Origin of the sequence: Pseudomonas sp. PLMAX, from assembly GCF_046042685.1 — a bacterium.
Classification (GTDB): domain Bacteria; phylum Pseudomonadota; class Gammaproteobacteria; order Pseudomonadales; family Pseudomonadaceae; genus Aquipseudomonas; species Aquipseudomonas putida_AE.
In genome coordinates, this window is the sequence record NZ_CP064949.1 from 5,280,399 (window position 1) to 5,296,581 (window position 16,183).

Annotated in this window: 11 protein-coding genes; 5 read left to right on the forward strand and 6 right to left on the reverse strand. The window is 62.4% G+C overall.

The features are described 5' to 3' along the window. Positions 1–23: 23 nt before the first annotated feature. From DKB71_RS24055 to DKB71_RS24075, 5 genes are all read right to left on the reverse strand, one after another. A complete protein-coding gene (locus DKB71_RS24055) occupies positions 24–3,260 on the reverse strand; it encodes a transporter substrate-binding domain-containing protein (protein ID WP_408597855.1) in 3,237 nt (1,078 codons plus the stop codon). Continuing rightward, on the reverse strand, positions 3,261–3,887 hold the full coding sequence (locus DKB71_RS24060; RefSeq protein WP_408597857.1) for a response regulator: 627 nt from the start codon (positions 3,885–3,887) through the stop codon (positions 3,261–3,263). Positions 3,888–3,998: 111 nt separating this feature from the next. Further along, positions 3,999–4,412, reverse strand: a complete 414-nt coding sequence (locus DKB71_RS24065) for a response regulator (RefSeq protein WP_408597859.1) — start codon at positions 4,410–4,412, stop codon at positions 3,999–4,001. A gap of 237 nt (positions 4,413–4,649) precedes the next feature. Then, entirely contained in the window at positions 4,650–5,984 is a 1,335-nt protein-coding gene (locus DKB71_RS24070) for a lysine N(6)-hydroxylase/L-ornithine N(5)-oxygenase family protein (protein ID WP_408597861.1), read from the reverse strand. 145 nt (positions 5,985–6,129) lie between these two features. Next, positions 6,130–6,612, reverse strand: coding sequence for a sigma-70 family RNA polymerase sigma factor (locus DKB71_RS24075; RefSeq protein ID WP_168758677.1), 483 nt, complete (start codon positions 6,610–6,612; stop codon positions 6,130–6,132). Between the two features lie 367 nt (positions 6,613–6,979). On the opposite strand from DKB71_RS24075, the gene DKB71_RS24080 reads away from it, so the two are divergent. From DKB71_RS24080 to DKB71_RS24090, 3 genes are read left to right on the forward strand one after another with little or no spacing between them, the layout of a single operon-like run. After that, positions 6,980–8,152, forward strand: a complete 1,173-nt coding sequence (locus DKB71_RS24080) for an efflux RND transporter periplasmic adaptor subunit (RefSeq protein ID WP_408597863.1) — start codon at positions 6,980–6,982, stop codon at positions 8,150–8,152. Beyond that, a complete protein-coding gene (locus DKB71_RS24085) occupies positions 8,153–10,126 on the forward strand; it encodes a MacB family efflux pump subunit (RefSeq protein ID WP_323627214.1) in 1,974 nt (657 codons plus the stop codon). Between the two features lie 7 nt (positions 10,127–10,133). Further along, positions 10,134–11,528: an efflux transporter outer membrane subunit gene (locus DKB71_RS24090; protein WP_408597866.1), complete on the forward strand. Its 1,395-nt coding sequence runs from the start codon at positions 10,134–10,136 to the stop codon at positions 11,526–11,528. A gap of 143 nt (positions 11,529–11,671) precedes the next feature. Here the strand turns inward: DKB71_RS24090 and DKB71_RS24095 are convergent, their stop codons facing one another. Further along, complete coding sequence (locus DKB71_RS24095) at positions 11,672–13,291, reverse strand: PvdJ/PvdD/PvdP-like protein (RefSeq protein WP_408597868.1); 1,620 nt, start codon at positions 13,289–13,291, stop codon at positions 11,672–11,674. 185 nt (positions 13,292–13,476) lie between these two features. Here DKB71_RS24095 and pvdM point away from each other — a divergent pair, with 185 nt between their 5' ends. Further along, a complete protein-coding gene (gene pvdM / locus DKB71_RS24100) occupies positions 13,477–14,826 on the forward strand; it encodes a pyoverdine-tailoring dipeptidase-like protein PvdM (protein WP_408597870.1) in 1,350 nt (449 codons plus the stop codon). 29 nt (positions 14,827–14,855) lie between these two features. Then, positions 14,856–16,136: an aminotransferase class V-fold PLP-dependent enzyme gene (locus DKB71_RS24105; protein WP_408601151.1), complete on the forward strand. Its 1,281-nt coding sequence runs from the start codon at positions 14,856–14,858 to the stop codon at positions 16,134–16,136. The last annotated feature ends 47 nt before the right edge of the window (positions 16,137–16,183 follow it).

Consider the following 16,183-nt stretch of genomic DNA (forward strand, 5'->3'; position numbering starts at 1 on the left):
AAGGGCCTGGCGCCAGCCTTGGATTAAACCGCCGGGTTCAAGCCGCAGCCCTGCTCAAGACTGCGGTCCAGGCGCGTCATGACTTGGTGCAACTGATCGACGGCGGCGTCGATCAGTGCGGCATCGCCCTCGCCACAGGCACGCTCCAGTTGCTCGCAACACGCCACCAGCGCCTGCGCCCGGACCATCTGCGCGCCACCTTTGATGCGGTGCGCCAGGTCCTTCAAGCCGTGGTAATTACCACTGGCATGTTCTTGCCGCAGACGTTCGCGATCATCGCGATTGGCAACGGCCAGGTCATGCAACAACTGAGTGATCAGTTCATTGTCGGCCCCTGTGTAGCGTTGCAAGCCGCTTAAATCGATTTCGCTGTTGGAAGGCGCTGCGCTCAGGCCTGGCGACTCGCTGGAAAAACGCGTGGCCAACCAGGCGCTCAGATCGACCAGTCGAATGGGTTTGAACAGGCAATCGTCCATCCCCGCTTCGATACAACGCATTTTCTCCTCGGGTTGAGCGTTGGCGGTGAAGCCCAGGATCACCGTTGGCGACCCCAGCTGGAAGCGTTCCTCATCGCGGATCGCACCCGCCAGTTCATAACCGCTGACCACCGGCATGTTGCAGTCGGTGACGACCAGATCGCAAGCGTGTTCACGCCATTGCTCGAACCCTTGCTGGCCATCCTCTGCGAGCAGCACCCGGTGCCCCAGGTAACTCAGTTGCCGCGAAAGCAGCAAGCGGTTGGCCGGGTAATCGTCCACCACCAGAATCGTCAGCGGCCGGGTCCTTGCCGTCGATTCACTCGGCGCCATTTCAGTGCCGGGCAACGTCTGCAATGCCTGCAGTTCAAGGCTGATGTCCAACCGGGTTCCGCGTCCCAGGACGCTGGAGAGTTGCAAGCGCCCGCCCATCATTTCGCACAGCGTGCGGCTGATCACCAGACCCAGGCCGGAACCCTGACGGCCTGATTGCTGACGGTTGCCGGCCTGTACGAACGGGCTGAACAGGCGTTGCTGGTCAAAGGCGCTGATACCGCTGCCGCTGTCCTCGATACGCACACTGACCGCGAGACGCTCCGCCGACGCGGGCACGACTCGCAAGCGCAGGCTGACCTCGCCTTTGTGGGTGAACTTGATGGCATTGCTCAGCAGATTGGACAGCACTTGCTTGAATCGCGTGGGATCGATCAACACATCGCGGTCGCTGTGCTCGTCCAGTTCGACCCGCCACTGCAAGTTCTTCTGCCGGGCCAGGCCTTCAAAGACCCGGCACACCGACAGCACCAGCGCCTGCAGATTGGCTCGCTCCGGCGTCAGCGACAAGTGCCCGGACTCGATACGGGCAATGTCGAGGATGTCGCCGATCAAGGCCAGCAACTGTTGCCCGGCATCTGCCGCCACCTCGATGGCCGGGCGATCGGTCACGCCCTCATCGGCGCTTTTCAGCGCCAGTTCAAGCATGCCGATAAGGGCATTCATCGGCGTGCGGATCTCATGGCTCATGGTTGCCAGGAACGTGGTCTTGGCCCGGTTGGCATCGTCGGCGGCGTCCTTGGCCTCCTGCAATCGGGCCAGCCATTGCTGGCGCTGACGGATCTGCCGGCGCTGCCAGGCGATCCAGGCCAGGGCCAGCAAGAGCAAGGCGCCGGCCACCGCGAACGCCTGGAAAATGCTCTGGCGGTGGCGCAGCCAATAGCTCTGTTCCACCATCAGGTCATTGCGCCAGGGCAGTATCAGTTCGTCGATTTCTTCCGGGGGGATACTGAGCAAGGCCTTGTCCAGGATCGAGTGCAACTCGCTGGCCTCGCGCCCGGTCGCCAGGGTACTGCGCGCGGGATCGATGCCCACCGTGCTGGTGACCTGGAGGCGATCACGGTACTGCCGGGAGATCAGGTAACGGGCGCTGATCAATGAGTTGATGGCACCTTGTGCCTTGCCTTGGGCGACCATTTCCATGGCATCGGCCGACAAGGGCGCATCCACACACCGGATCAACGGGAAGTGTTGGCGAACGAACTCGCCTGAGATATTGCCCTGGGTCAGCGCCAGGGTTTTTCCGGCCAGGTCATCCAGGGTCCTGGGGCTGTCCGGCGCCAGGCGCGTCACCAGCACCGATGGGCTGGTCAGGAACGCCCGGGTAAACAGCAGGTCTTCCTCACGCAGGGAACTCAGGCCGATACCCGCCAGCACATCGACCTCGCCACGCTTGATCGCTTGCACCATCTGCGCCACCGACGGCATGGCGCGGATGTCGAATTGCAGACCGGTGCGCAAACTGATTTTCGCCAGTACATCGACTCCGATGCCACGAAACCGGCCTTCACTGTCCAGGAAAGTAATCGGCGGGATGTTCTCGTTGATCGCCACGCTCACTCGCGGGTGCCGGTCGAGCCATCGCTGCTCGGTCACACTCAGTTGCAGGGACTGCGTGCCCGGCATGGACACCCCGCTCGCTCCCCAGCGGCGCTGGATGTTCATCTGTTCATTGGCCGTTATCAACGCCAGGGCCTTGTCGACAATGCGCAGCAGCGCCGGGTTGTCGCCGGCCATGGCAAAGGCGAAGCGCCCGGATTCCATGGGCGAGAAGTCAGCCAGCTGGACGTTGTTCAGGTAGTTTTTGCTGATCAGGTAATGGGCGCTGATCGCATCGCCCAGGTACACATCCGCCTGGCCGAAGGCGACGGCCCCGACAGCCGCCAGTGTCGAGGGGAACAGCTGAACCTGGGCCTCGGGATAGAACCGCTGGACGTTTTGTTCAGGCAAGTAGTGGTAGAGCATCGCCAGGCGCTTGCCGGCCAGTGTCGGGTCCAGCACCTGGGGTGCATCAACGCGGGTCACCAATACCGGCTGATCCACCGCATAGGCGCGGGACATTTTTAGTTGCGGGTCCTGGGACTCGTAGCTGTTGGAGGTTCCCAGCAGGTCTGCCGCGCCTTGCTTGACGGCTCGAACGGCGTCTTCGCGCGATGGATAGCGCCGGACTTCGATCTCTACCCGCAGCAACTGCCGGAGCAGATCGGCGTAGTCGGCGGTCACCCCCTCGAGCGTGTGGTCGGTGGTGATGTCGAAAGGTGGATAATCCGGGGCTGAAACGGCCAGCACCAAACGGCCTTTTTGCTGCAACCAGCGCGCATCGGCGGCCGACAACCGCAGCACTTGGCCCTCCACGCTGGAACGGCCCAGCAAGGTCAAGGTTTGCGGCTGCGCGCAGACACTCGATACCCAAAGGCAAAGGGCCAACAGCAGGTATCGAATGGCGTTCATTCAGATCAAGTGATGACGTTGGGCAAGATCCCTCAGGTGCACCGACGACTCCACGTTGAGTTTTTCAGTCAAGCGGGTCTTGTAGGTGCTGACGGTCTTGTGGCTCAGGTGCATGATTTCGGCGATTGCCTTGTTGCTCTTACCCTGGGCCAGTTGCTGGAAAATCGACAACTCGCGATCTGAAAGCCTGTCGATCATCTGTTTTTCACTGCGTTGCGCCTGGCTCAGGGACACAGAGCTTGTGGGCAACCGGGTGAAATAGGTGTAACCGGCCATCACGGCCTGCACGGCTTTTTGCAAATGCTCCAGATCGTTGGTCTTGGCGACGTAGGCCATGGCACCGGCGCGCATGCAACGATCCTGGAAAAACGCCGCTTCCTGGGCAGTGAATACCACCACCTTACATGGCATCTCCTCCATCTGGATCCGTGCCAGTACATCCAGGCCGTCGAGCAACGGCAGGATGAGGTCCAGCACCACCAGATCCGGTTTATGTTCGCGGAGCAACGGCAAGACTTCGTTACCGCAGGCCGCTTCGTGGATACGCTTGTATCCCATATGCCTGAGTACGCTTTTGACTGCACCGCGAACCACCGGATGATCGTCCACAGCCATCGCTGACTTCATGGCAACTCCCTATGCATAAACACGACGTGCGGGCACTGACGGCCCATGGGCAAGAACCCGAAATGAACACAGCAGCTGCGCATAGACTCTTGCACGTAAAAACCGATCGGACTACCTGACAGAAATGACAGTTGCGACGAACGGTAGAGGTCGATCAACGACCGCCATCAACCGCTGGATAGTCGCCAGGTCCGGCAGCAAGGCATGGCTTACTTGGACTTTTTGCCTTGCAAAAGGCGCGGTGGGGCGCAGTTGCGCGCGCTCGCCGTCGAAAATCAGCGCGTGCGCCACCTGCCGGTTGTCGAGACAGAAATCCAGCAGGTCGAGCTTGCCGTCGGCCATGCCAGCATTGATGACCAGCAGATCGAAGGGTTCGCAACCGTACTCGACCAGGTTCAGCAGCTCTTCGAGGCTGTGCACCGGCGCCACGCGAAAATAATCGAGCTGGTTGAACAGCCGCTCGATTTTCATCCGGTTGAAGTGTTGTGGGTCAGCGATCAGGATGCGTAAGGACTTGTTGGGCAACGTGCCCCCCCGGGTCAGATTGATGAGGGGGCAAGACTACGGAAGACCTGCCGAGCGTTCTGTAGGAAAAATCCGAAATACTGCCCGCTTAATCTGACGCTGGTGATACGTGGGGGAATCGCAGGGTTCTTCAGGGCCTCATCGCCAGCAGGCTGGCTCCCACAATAGATCTGCGTACACAGGTCAAATGTGGGAGCCCGCCTGCTGGCGATGGCGGCCTCACAGCCGCCGAAGTTCTCAGCTGGCAGTCGCCAACAACAGATCCACCACCGAACGATGCCCACGGTTCTTGCCATGGTCATACAACGACCCGGCGATCTCGTCCGCACGAATCGGCAGGATCGACAGCAAGGTATCGCTCAAGCCATGGCTGGCCTGGCAGAAGCCCTGCATATAGATGCCGGCCTTGCAGCGCTCGTCGGTGATCAACTTGTAGTTGCGGTCCACCTCGAAATCACCCAGGTACTGTTCCAGCGGGGCCAGCAGCTTGCGGTGCATCTGCCGCTCGTAACCGGTGGCCAGCACCACGGCGTCGTAGTGACGGACCGCAACTTCGCCGGTGGCTTTGTTGCACATCGTCAGTTCAATGCCGCGTTCGGTGGCGGTGGCTTTTGAGAGAGTGGTCAGGGTACGGAACGCATGGCGGGCAACGCCCGAAACTTTCTGCCGGTAGAAAATCCCGTAGATCCGCTCGATCAAGTCAATGTCCACCACCGAATAGTTGGTGTTGTGGTACTCGTTGACCAGGCGCTCACGCTCGCTGCTCTCCTGCTGGAACACCAGGTCGGTGAACTCCGGCGAGAACACTTCGTTGACGAACGGGCTGTCGTCCGCCGGCTTCAGGGCCGAACCGCGCAGGATCATGTCGACCTGCACCGACGGGAAGCTGTCGTTGAGGTCGATGAAGGCTTCCGCCGCGCTCTGCCCGCCACCGATAATCGCGATACTCATCGGCTGGTTGTTCACGCACGGCTGCTTGGCCATCTGCGCCAGGTACTGCGAATGGTGGAACACGCGGTTGTCGCCCTTGAGCGCCTTGAACGCCTCGGGAATACGCGGCGTACCGCCCGCGCTGACCACCACCGAACGGGTGGTGCGCACCTGTTGATGCCCGGTGCTATCGCGGGAAATCACCCGCAGCGCTTCGACCTGCTGGTTGTGCAGCACCGGTTCGATGGTCAGCACTTCTTCGCCGTAACGGCTCTGCTTCTCGAATTGCATGGCCACCCAGCGCAGATAGTCGTTGTACTCCATGCGGCACGGATAGAAGGTGCCCAGGTTGATGAAGTCCACCAGGCGCCCGTGGGCCTTGAGGTAATTGACGAACGAATAAGGACTGGTCGGGTTGCGCAGGGTCACCAGGTCCTTGAGGAAGGAAATCTGCAGCTCGCTCTGGGTCGACAGGGTGTTGCCATGCCAGCTGTAGTTGGCCTGCTTGTCGAGAAACAGTACATCCAGCTCGCCCTGGGTCGGCCCGCGCTCCTGCAGGGCGATGGCCAGCGCCAGGTTCGAAGGGCCGAAACCAACGCCGATCAGGTCGTGAACGATGGGCGATGCAATTGCCTGTGTCATTTCCAGTGTCCTCTGGATAAGCCCCCGAGCGGCGGGGAGATAAGCCTAAGTGACCTGACCGGCCTTGAGCAGGACAGCAGGTCGTCTGTTGATTAGGAACGAGGACAGTGAAATAAAATTTAACAAGAACGGATGTACGCGAAGATCAATGGGCATCCCATTGGCGCATCCGCACCCGGCAATGCTTCATCGCATTGACGATGTGTTTTTCGACCAAGGCCTTGGAAATGCCCAGGTGTTCGGCGATCTGCGGGTGCGACAGGCCTTCGATCTTGCGCAGCAGGAAACTCTCGCGGCACAGGCGCGGCAATTCCGCCAGGGCGCGCTGGAGCATGTCCAGGCGCTGGCCGTGATCGAGGCTGCTGAGGGGCGACGGGCTGAAGTAGCGCTCTTCGTTGTCGAGCACGTCCAGCGACTCGACCTGACGCAACGCATTGCGCCGGTGATCGTCGATGACCAGGTTCAAGGCCGTGCGATAGAGGAAGGCCCGGGGTTGCTCGATCGGCGTGTCGCTGGAGCGCTCCAGGACTCGCAGATAAGCGTCATGCACCACATCTTCGGCGACCTGGCGGTTGCCGAGCTTGGCGTTGAGGAAACACACCAGCTCTCGATAGTAGTTTTCCAACATGACTCCCGTCCGCACGGGTGCGGTTACTGTCCTTGAGCCCGCTACTCGACCACAAAAGCTGGCAGTGGCACGATAGTGGCAGTTTGAGATGCGTAATTTATAGTAATTCTCATATAGATTTAAAGTATTGCTTTGGCTTGCCCGACAAATAGTCATGGTCTACGGCTTGCACGCCCCCGTAGGAGCTGCCGAAGGCTGCGATCCTTTGATCTTTAAAATCAAAAGATCGCAGCCTTCGGCAGCTCCTACAGGGCAGGTGTAACGCCGTGTGTCCGGGCCTAAATTCCCTGCTGCTGTCCTCGTCTACAAGGACAGCTCCATGTCCCTGCCGGCTCCACGGCAGTGTTCAACTGCTTTGGAACCCTGCATGAAACGTCCCCGTCACACCCGACGCGCCCTGCTTGTAGCACTCAGCCTGATCCCCGTTCTCGCCGTCGCCGCCTGGCAGTTCATCCCGCCCGGGCGCGACCAGTTCGCCACCGTGCAGGTCACCCGCGCCGACATCGAAAGCAGTGTCACGGCATTGGGTACCCTGCAACCCAGGCGTTATGTCGACGTCGGCGCCCAGGCGTCCGGGCAGATCCAGAAGATCCATGTGGAAGTCGGTGACCGGGTCAAGGAAGGTCAGTTGCTGGTGGAAATCGACCCTTCCACGCAACAGGCCAAACTCGATGCGGGGCGCTTCTCCATCGAAAACCTCAAGGCGCAGCTCCAGGAGCAACGCGCGCAACACGACCTCGCCCAGCAGAAATACCAGCGCCAGCAACACCTCAAGGCCGGCAACGCCACTCGCGAAGAAGACGTGCAGACCGCCCAGGCCGAACTGCGTGCCACCCAAGCGCGCATCGACATGTTCCAGGCACAGATCCGCCAGGCCCAGGCCAGCCTGCGCAGCGATCAGGCCGAGCTCGGCTACACGCGGATCTATGCGCCGATGTCCGGCACCGTGGTCGCGCTGGATGCCCGGGAAGGCCAGACCCTCAATGCCCAGCAGCAGACCCCGTTGATCCTGCGTATCGCCAAGCTGTCGCCGATGACCGTGTGGGCCGAGGTCTCCGAAGCCGACATCGGCCACGTCAAACCCGGCATGAACGCGTGGTTCACCACACTCAGCGGCGGCACCAGACGCTGGCAAAGCACCGTGCGGCAGATTCTGCCGGTTCCGCCCAAACCCCTGGACCAGACCAGCCAGGGTGGCGGCAGCCCCGCCAGCTCGAGCAAAAGCGGCAGCGCGCGGGTGGTGCTGTACACCGTGCTGCTGGACGTCGACAACGCCGACAACGCACTGATGGCGGAAATGACCACCCAGGTATTTTTCGTCGCCGATCAGGCGCAGAACGTGCTGACTGCGCCGATCGCCGCCCTGCAGGCCGGCGCGCAAGCCGACAGCCAGACCGCGCAAGTGGTGGCGAAAAACGGCAGCATCGAACAACGCAACGTGCGCACCGGCATCAGCGACCGCCTGCGGGTGCAGATCCTCGACGGCCTGCAGGAGGGCGATCATCTGTTGATCGGCCCGGCCGACGGGAGTGGCGGTTGAATGCAGACGCCCCTGATCTGCCTTTCGGACATCCGCAAAGCCTACGGCGGTGGCGACGCCCCTGAAGTCCATGTGTTGCGCGGTATCGACCTGTCGATCCATGCCGGCGAGTTCGTGGCGATCGTCGGCGCCTCCGGTTCCGGCAAGTCGACACTGATGAACATCCTCGGCTGCCTCGACCGCCCGACCTCAGGCGAATACCGTTTCGCCGGAGAAAACGTCGCCGCCCTGGGCAGCGATGAACTGGCCTGGCTGCGCCGTGAAGCCTTCGGGTTCGTGTTCCAGGGTTACCACCTGATCCCGTCGGGCTCGGCCCAGGAAAACGTCGAGATGCCGGCGATCTACGCCGGCACTCCGGCCGCCGAGCGCCATGCCCGCGCCGCGGCCCTGCTCGAACGCCTGGGCCTGGCCACGCGCACCGGCAACCGCCCGCACCAACTGTCCGGCGGCCAGCAGCAACGGGTGTCCATCGCCCGCGCCTTGATGAACGGCGGCCATATCATCCTCGCCGACGAACCCACCGGCGCCCTCGACAGCCACAGCGGCAAGGAAGTCATGGCGCTGCTCGACGAGCTGGCGAGCCAGGGCCACGTGGTGATCCTCATCACCCACGACCGCGAAGTGGCGGCGCGGGCCAAGCGCATCATCGAGATCCGCGACGGCCTGATCATCAGCGACAGCGCCCGGGACAATCCCGCCGCGCAAACCTCGGCCAATCCCGGTGCGCTGCAGGCCGTGGACCTGCGCAAGCGCCTGACGGAAGGCGCGCAAGCCAACGGCGCCTGGAAAGGTGAACTGATCGACGCGGTGCAAGCCGCCTGGCGGGTGATGTGGATCAACAAGTTCCGCACTGCGCTGACCCTGCTGGGGATCATCATCGGCGTGGCGTCGGTGGTGGTGATGCTGGCCGTCGGCGAAGGCAGCAAGCGCCAGGTCATGGCCCAGATGGGCGCGTTCGGCTCCAACATCATTTATCTCAGCGGCTCCTCGCCCAACCCGCGAACGCCGCTGGGCATCGTCACCCTGGACGAAGTCAAGGCGGTGGCGAGCCTGCCCCAGGTGATGCGCATCATGCCGGTCAATGGCCAGGAAGCCGGGGTACGTTTCGGCAACCTCGACCACCTGAGCTACGTCGGCGGCAACGACACCAACTTCCCGGCGATCTTCAACTGGCCGGTGGTCGAAGGCAGTTACTTCACCGAGGCCGATGAACAGAACGCAGCTGCGGTCGCGGTGATCGGCCACAAGGTGCGGACCAAACTGCTCAAGGACGTGGCCAACCCCATCGGCCAGTACATCCTGATCGAAAACGTGCCGTTCCAGGTGGTCGGCGTGCTCGCGGAAAAAGGCGCCAGCTCCGGCGACTCCGACAGCGACGACCGCATCGCCATCCCCTACTCCGCCGCCAGCGTGCGGCTGTTCGGTACCCACAACCCGGAATACATCGCGATTGCCGCGGCCGATGCGCGCAAGGTCAAGGAGACCGAGCACGCCATCGAACAGTTGATGCTGCGCCTGCACAACGGCAAGAAGGATTTCGAGCTGACCAACAACGCAGCGATGATCCAGGCCGAAGCACGCACGCAAAACACCCTGTCGCTGATGCTCGGGTCGATTGCCGCGATTTCGCTGCTGGTGGGCGGCATCGGCGTGATGAACATCATGCTCATGACCGTGCGCGAACGCACCCGCGAGATCGGCATCCGCATGGCCACCGGTGCCCGCCAGCGGGACATCCTGCGCCAGTTCCTCACCGAAGCGGTGATGCTCTCGGTGGTCGGCGGCCTGGCCGGGATCGCCCTGGCGCTGATCGTCGGCGGCGTGCTGATCCTCAGCGAAGTCGCCGTGGCGTTCTCCTTGATAGCGGTGCTGGGCGCCTTCGGCTGCGCCCTGGTCACCGGTGTTGTCTTCGGCTTCATGCCGGCCCGCAAAGCTGCCCGACTCGACCCGGTCACGGCCCTTACCAGTGAATGATCTCTCGATGAAGCCGCAACTGAGTGTGTTGACCCTCTGCCTGTTGCTCGGCGCCTGTGGCAGTCCTGCCCAGCGCCCGGACAGCGGCATAACGCCGCCCGCCGCCTGGCAATCGCCGCACACCGCGGGCGCCATCCACGACAATCAGCAATGGTGGAACCGCTTTGGCAGCCCGCAACTGGGTCGCCTGATCGAACAGGCCCGGGTGGGCAGTTACGACCTGGCCTCCGCCATCGCCCGGGTGCGCCAGGCTCAGGCGCAAACGGTGGTCGCGGCGGGCTCACAGCTGCCGGAGGTCAAGGCCGCGCTCAATGCCAACCGGCAGAAACTGCTGCGCGGCGATGGCTACAGCCAACTGGATGCGGACAGCGACAACAGCGCCGTCGATTACTTCAACGCCAGCCTCAGTGCCAGCTACGAAATCGATTTCTGGGGTGGCCAGCGTGCGTCCCGTGACAGCGCACAATTTGCCTTGCAAGCCAGCGAGTTCGATCAGGCCACCGTCGAGTTGACGCTGCTCAGCGGCGTGGCCAACACCTATGCGCAAACCTTGTCGTTGCAGGAGCAGAGTCGCATTGCCGAGCTGAACCTGGCCAACGCGCAGAACGTGTTGAAACTGGTGCAGACCCGCTTCGACTCAGGTTCCGCGACCGCCCTGGAACTGGCCCAGCAAAAAAGCCTGGTGGCGGCGCAGCAACGCCAATTGCCGCTGGTGCAACAACAGGCCAGGGACGCGCAGATCAGCCTCGCCACCCTCCTCGGCCGCCCGGTGCAGGAACTGGCGCTGGTCCAGGAACACTTCGATCAATTGTCCTGGCCCGCCATCGACGCCGGTGTCCCCAGTGAATTGCTCAGCCGGCGCCCGGACATCGCCCGGGCCGAAGCGCAACTGGCCGCCGCCCAGGCCGACGTCACCGTCGCCCGCGCCGCCATGCTGCCGACCGTTACCCTGAGCGCGGAAATCGGCTCGGGTGCCGACAGTGCTGGCGACATCCTGCGCAGCCCTTTTTACAACCTCACCGCCGGGCTGCTGGCGCCGGTGTTCGACAACGGGCGCCTGGGCGCCCAACGCGACAAGGCTTTGGGCCGTCAGGAAGAACTGCTGGAGACCTATCGCGGGGCGATCATCAATGGATTCGCCGACGTGGAAAAAGCCCTCAACAGCATTCGCGGGCTGGACGGACAGCGGCAATGGCAAAGCGAGGAACTGAGCCAGGCGCAGACCGCGTTCAACATTGCGCAAAGCCGATATGAAGCGGGGGCCGAGGATTTGCTGACGGTGCTGGAGACGCAACGCACGCTGTATGCGGCGCAGGATTTGAATGTGCAGCTGAGGTTGGCGCGGATGCAGGCGAGTATTGCGTTGTACAAGGCGCTTGGCGGTGGGTGGCAGGCCTTGTGATCGTGATATTGCCGCAATACCTGTAGGAGCTGGCTTGCCAGCGAAGAGGCCGGCACATCCAATATCAATATCTCCTGTCTGGCCGCCTTCGCTGGCAAGCCAGCTCCTACAGGTTTTTTGTGTGCCGCATGGTTGGGGTGCGGTTAACTCGAAACCGTCTTGGCCTTCAGATTCCGCGCATACCAAGGCCGCTGCGGCACCTTGCGGAACAGATCCGCGAGCTTCTTTTCATCCTCACCAAAGGTAATCCGCAACGCCAGTTTCATGGTCTCCGGGTCCATCTCCACCGACTTCCCCGCCTGCAACCCCGGCGTGGTGCTGCAACCATGGGTCCCCGGGCCGAGCCACGGATCATCGATCTCGACCCACCGTCCCGGCGCGAACCACTGCACGCCGTTGACCTCAAGCCGACTCACCTCCCCCGGATGAAAACGCTCATGGGCGCGGAACCAGTCTTCCAGGCGATCGTCGATCCAGCCGTGGAAGTGCCAGAACACCGGGTTCACATGGGACGAGAACGGATCGCCGAGGAAGTCGTTTTCCGGCGCATACCAGCGCGCGGAAAAGTCCGACGGATCGCGGGCGAACGGTACCGGCTGGCCGTTGGACGGATCGCGCGGCACCGAGGCCCAACGCATGTGCAGCCAGTCGTGCAGGCCCAACTCGACCTCTGAGCCGAACTGCCCCAGGGTCAGCTTCGACAGGTAACGCGGATCGCGGTATTGCGACTCCCAGACCTGGAAATTGCTGTGGTAGGTCTCGGCGGTCTTGATGTCGCTGACCCACTGCGAATACTCGTCATCGTCTTCGGCCAACCAGGTCGGCGGCAGCGCCGTACCGTCGTGGTTGTCGAAATAATTGGCGAAGCCGATGCGGTCCCGGGCCAGCTCCGGTTGCGGCAAGGGGAACTGCGTCCACGACGGCAAGTCCATCATCGAACGCGCCGTGCCGAGCATGTGCCGGTGCATGAAGAAAAAGTCCACCCCCGAGCCGTTGCGATCCTTGCGCTTGCCCCGGGCGTCACGCTCCTGGTCCCGCGGCCCGGGCTGCCAGCCGATGCCGCGCAAGGCGTTGCGTTTGTCTTCGGGCAAGGTGTGCCATTTGTCCCGGGACGCATGCCAGAGCTGGTGGAACAACCGATGTTCCTGGGACGTCAGCCAGGCCAGCAGTGGCGGATTCAGACCGGTTCGCTCGCGGGCTTCGGGGAACACTTTCTTGACCGCGACGAAGCGATTGTCCTGGGCCGTCAGCATCAAGGGACGATCCAGATCCAGCACGCGACCACTGAGGCTGCCGCTGCCGGCGTTACCGAAACCGGCCCAGACTTCGTCCAGTGCCATGCTGAATTCGTAATCACAGCTGCCACGGGCGCTGAGCAAGCGCCAACTCAATTGGGCCGGCTTGAACCCGGCCACATCGCCGAGCACCCGATAACGCGGCGCTTCGCTGGCACGCAAACGCTCGGCGGTGTCGAGAAAGCCGATCAGGCCACGGCCCTTGTGGCCGATGTCGAGAAACAGCTCCAACCCGTCCTGTGGCAAGCCCTCAAGCCCGGCATCGCGACCTTCGAAACGGATCTGCCAGACCCCGCGCAGGGTGTCCGCCAGGCGTTGGCCGGCGACATCCGCCACATCGAATGAAGCTTCCCCCGGCGTGATCGTCGGGTCCGGCTTCGTCCATTCACGATGCCCGTAAAAAGCCGCAGGCACGGCAGCGCCGGTCAGCGCCAGGCCTGCCATGAACCATCGTCGAGAAATCGTCATTGCCCTACCTGTGTCAGCCATGAAGCAGGCTTTATCCAAGCTAGAACGTTTGTTGCCCGCACAAATTTAAAAGCGGTCTACTGTAGGAGCTGGCTTGCCAGCGAAGAGGCCAGCACAAACACTAAATTACTCACCCGGTCACTCGTTCCCCCCAGATAGCAAAGGCGAACCTGACTGAGACGGCAATGACAAAACCACGTTCGAAAAAGGCTCTTTTCATCGGCCTGCCGCTGGCCCTGGCGATCAGCGCGGGCGCAGGCTTTGCTGCCTGGGACTACTGGTTCAAGGACAATCCCGGCTACCCGGTCAAGGTGATGAAACAGGCCGATGATCTGCATGATCGCCTTCTCTCGTTCGACAGCCACATCACCATCCCCATGGACTTCGGCACCGCCGGCAATGAAGCCGACAAGGACGGCAGCGGCCAGTTCGACCTGGTCAAGAGCGGGCGCGGACGCCTGTCCGGCGCGGCCCTGACGATTTTCGGCTGGCCGGAAATCTGGAACGGCGCCAACGCGCCGCATCGCCCCACCGCCGGGTTCATCGAAGAGGCACGCTTCGAGCAGGAAACCCGCTACAAGATCATCAGCGCCCTGGTGCGGGATTTTCCCAATCAGGCCGCCATCGCCTACACCCCCGACGACTTCCGCCGCCAGCATGGCGAAGGCAAGTTCGCGATCTTCATGAGCATGCTCAACGCCTACCCGCTGGGCAACGACCTCAACGCCCTGGACAAATGGGCGGCGCGGGGCATGCGCATGTTCGGCTTCAGTTATGTGGGCAACAACGCCTGGGCCGATTCGTCCAGGCCGTTGCCGTTCTTCAACGATTCCCGGGACGCCCTCGGCGGTCTCTCGGACATCGGCAAGCAGGCCGTGCAGCGCCTCAACGACCTCGGCGTGATCATCGATGTGTCGCAGATGTCGACCAAGGCCCTGGAGCAAGTGGCCCGTTTGAGCCGCACGCCGATGGTCGCCTCGCACTCTGCCCCGCGCGCCCTGGTGGACATCCCGCGCAACCTTAGCGACCACGAGATGCAGCTGATCAAGGACAGCGGCGGCGTGGTGCAGATTGTCGGTTTCCCGACCTACATCCGCCCGCTGAGCCAGGCCACCCAGGACAAACTCAACGCCCTGCGTGCGCGTTTCGACCTGCAACCGCTGCAGGGCCTGGAGATGGCGTTGATGCCGGGCGACCCGATCATCACTGTGTGGTCGGAACAACGGTTCGGCGAATACGCCAGCCAGCTCTACGCGATCGTCGACGAAGAACCCAAGGCCACCCTCAAGGACTATGGCGACGCGATCGACTACGCGGTGAAGAAAATCGGCATCGATCACGTCGGCATCAGCTCCGACTTCAACGATGGCGGCGGCCTGGACGGCTGGAAGGACGTCAGCGAGGCACGCAACGTGACCGCCGAGTTGATCAGCCGCGGTTACAGCGAGGCCGATATCGCCAAGCTCTGGGGCGGCAACTTCCTGCGGGTCTGGGACCAGGTCGAGAAATCCGCCCGGCCCGTCGCGAAAAACTGATGCCACTTTTGCCAAGCGAAGCCCAAGCCATGACCAACCGTCGTTCCTTCCTCAAGCAGGCCGGCATTCTCGCCGCCGGCCTGCCCCTGGCTGCTGGCGTGAACCTGCCTGCGCTGGCCGGCAATCCCCAGCCCTTGCCAAAGGGCAAATGGGCGCAATTGCGCTCGTTGTTCAATCAGGACCCGGACTACCTGCATTTCGCCAATTTCCTCGTCACCTCGCACCCCACGCCGGTGCGCAACGCGATCGACATGCACCGCGCCAATATCGACCGCAACCCTGGCAGGGCCATGGACTGGGACCTGCAGGAAACCGAGAAACGCGAGCACAACGTGCGGGTCTGGGCCGGTCGTTACCTCAATGCCAAGCCTGAGCAGATCGCGCTGACCGGCAGCACCACCGAAGGCCTGGCGATGATCTATGGCGGCATTCATGTGCGCCCGGACCAGGAAATCCTGGTCAGCGAACACGAGCATTACTCCACCAACTACACCCTGGAGTTCCGTCAGCAACGCCAAGGCACGAAAGTGCGCAAGCTCAAGTTGTTCGACAACAGCCGAGACATCTCGGTGGATGAGGTGCTCGCTTCGATCACCCAGGGCATCCGCCCCGAAACCCGCGTGCTGGGCATGACCTGGGTGCAATCGGGCAGCGGCGTGAAACTGCCGATCGGCGAAATCGGCAAGCTGGTCGAAGAGCAGAACCGCCAGCGCGACGAGAAAGACCAGATCCTGTATGTGGTCGACGGCGTGCACGGCTTTGGCGTCGAGGACCTTGAGTTTCCCGATATGCACTGCGACTTCTTCATCGCCGGCACCCACAAATGGATGTTCGGCCCCCGGGGTACCGGGATCATCTGCGCCCGCTCCGCCGAGGTCAGGGACGTCACGCCGATCATTCCGACCTTCAGCGAATCCACCGACTTCGCCACCATCATGACCCCCGGCGGCTATCACAGCTTCGAACACCGCTGGGCCGCAGACGAAGCATTCAAGCTGCACCTGGACCTGGGCAAGGCCGAGGTCCAGGCGCGCATCCATGAACTCAACAGCTATGCCAAAAATCGCCTGCTGGAACAGCCACGGATCGAACTGGTCACGCCAAAGAGCCCGCAATTGTCCGCCGGCTTCACCTTCTTCCGCATCAAGGACCAGGACTGCGAAAAGGTCGCCGGCCAACTGATGCAGAACCGCGTGGTCTGCGACTCGGTGGACCGCGACGTCGGCCCGGTGATCCGCATCGCCCCCGGCCTGCTCAACAACGAACACGAAATCGACCGCTTCATGGCCCTGCTGAACAAAACCGCCTGAAGGCATGACGCGAAACCCTGTGGGAGCGGGCTTGCTCGCGAATGCGG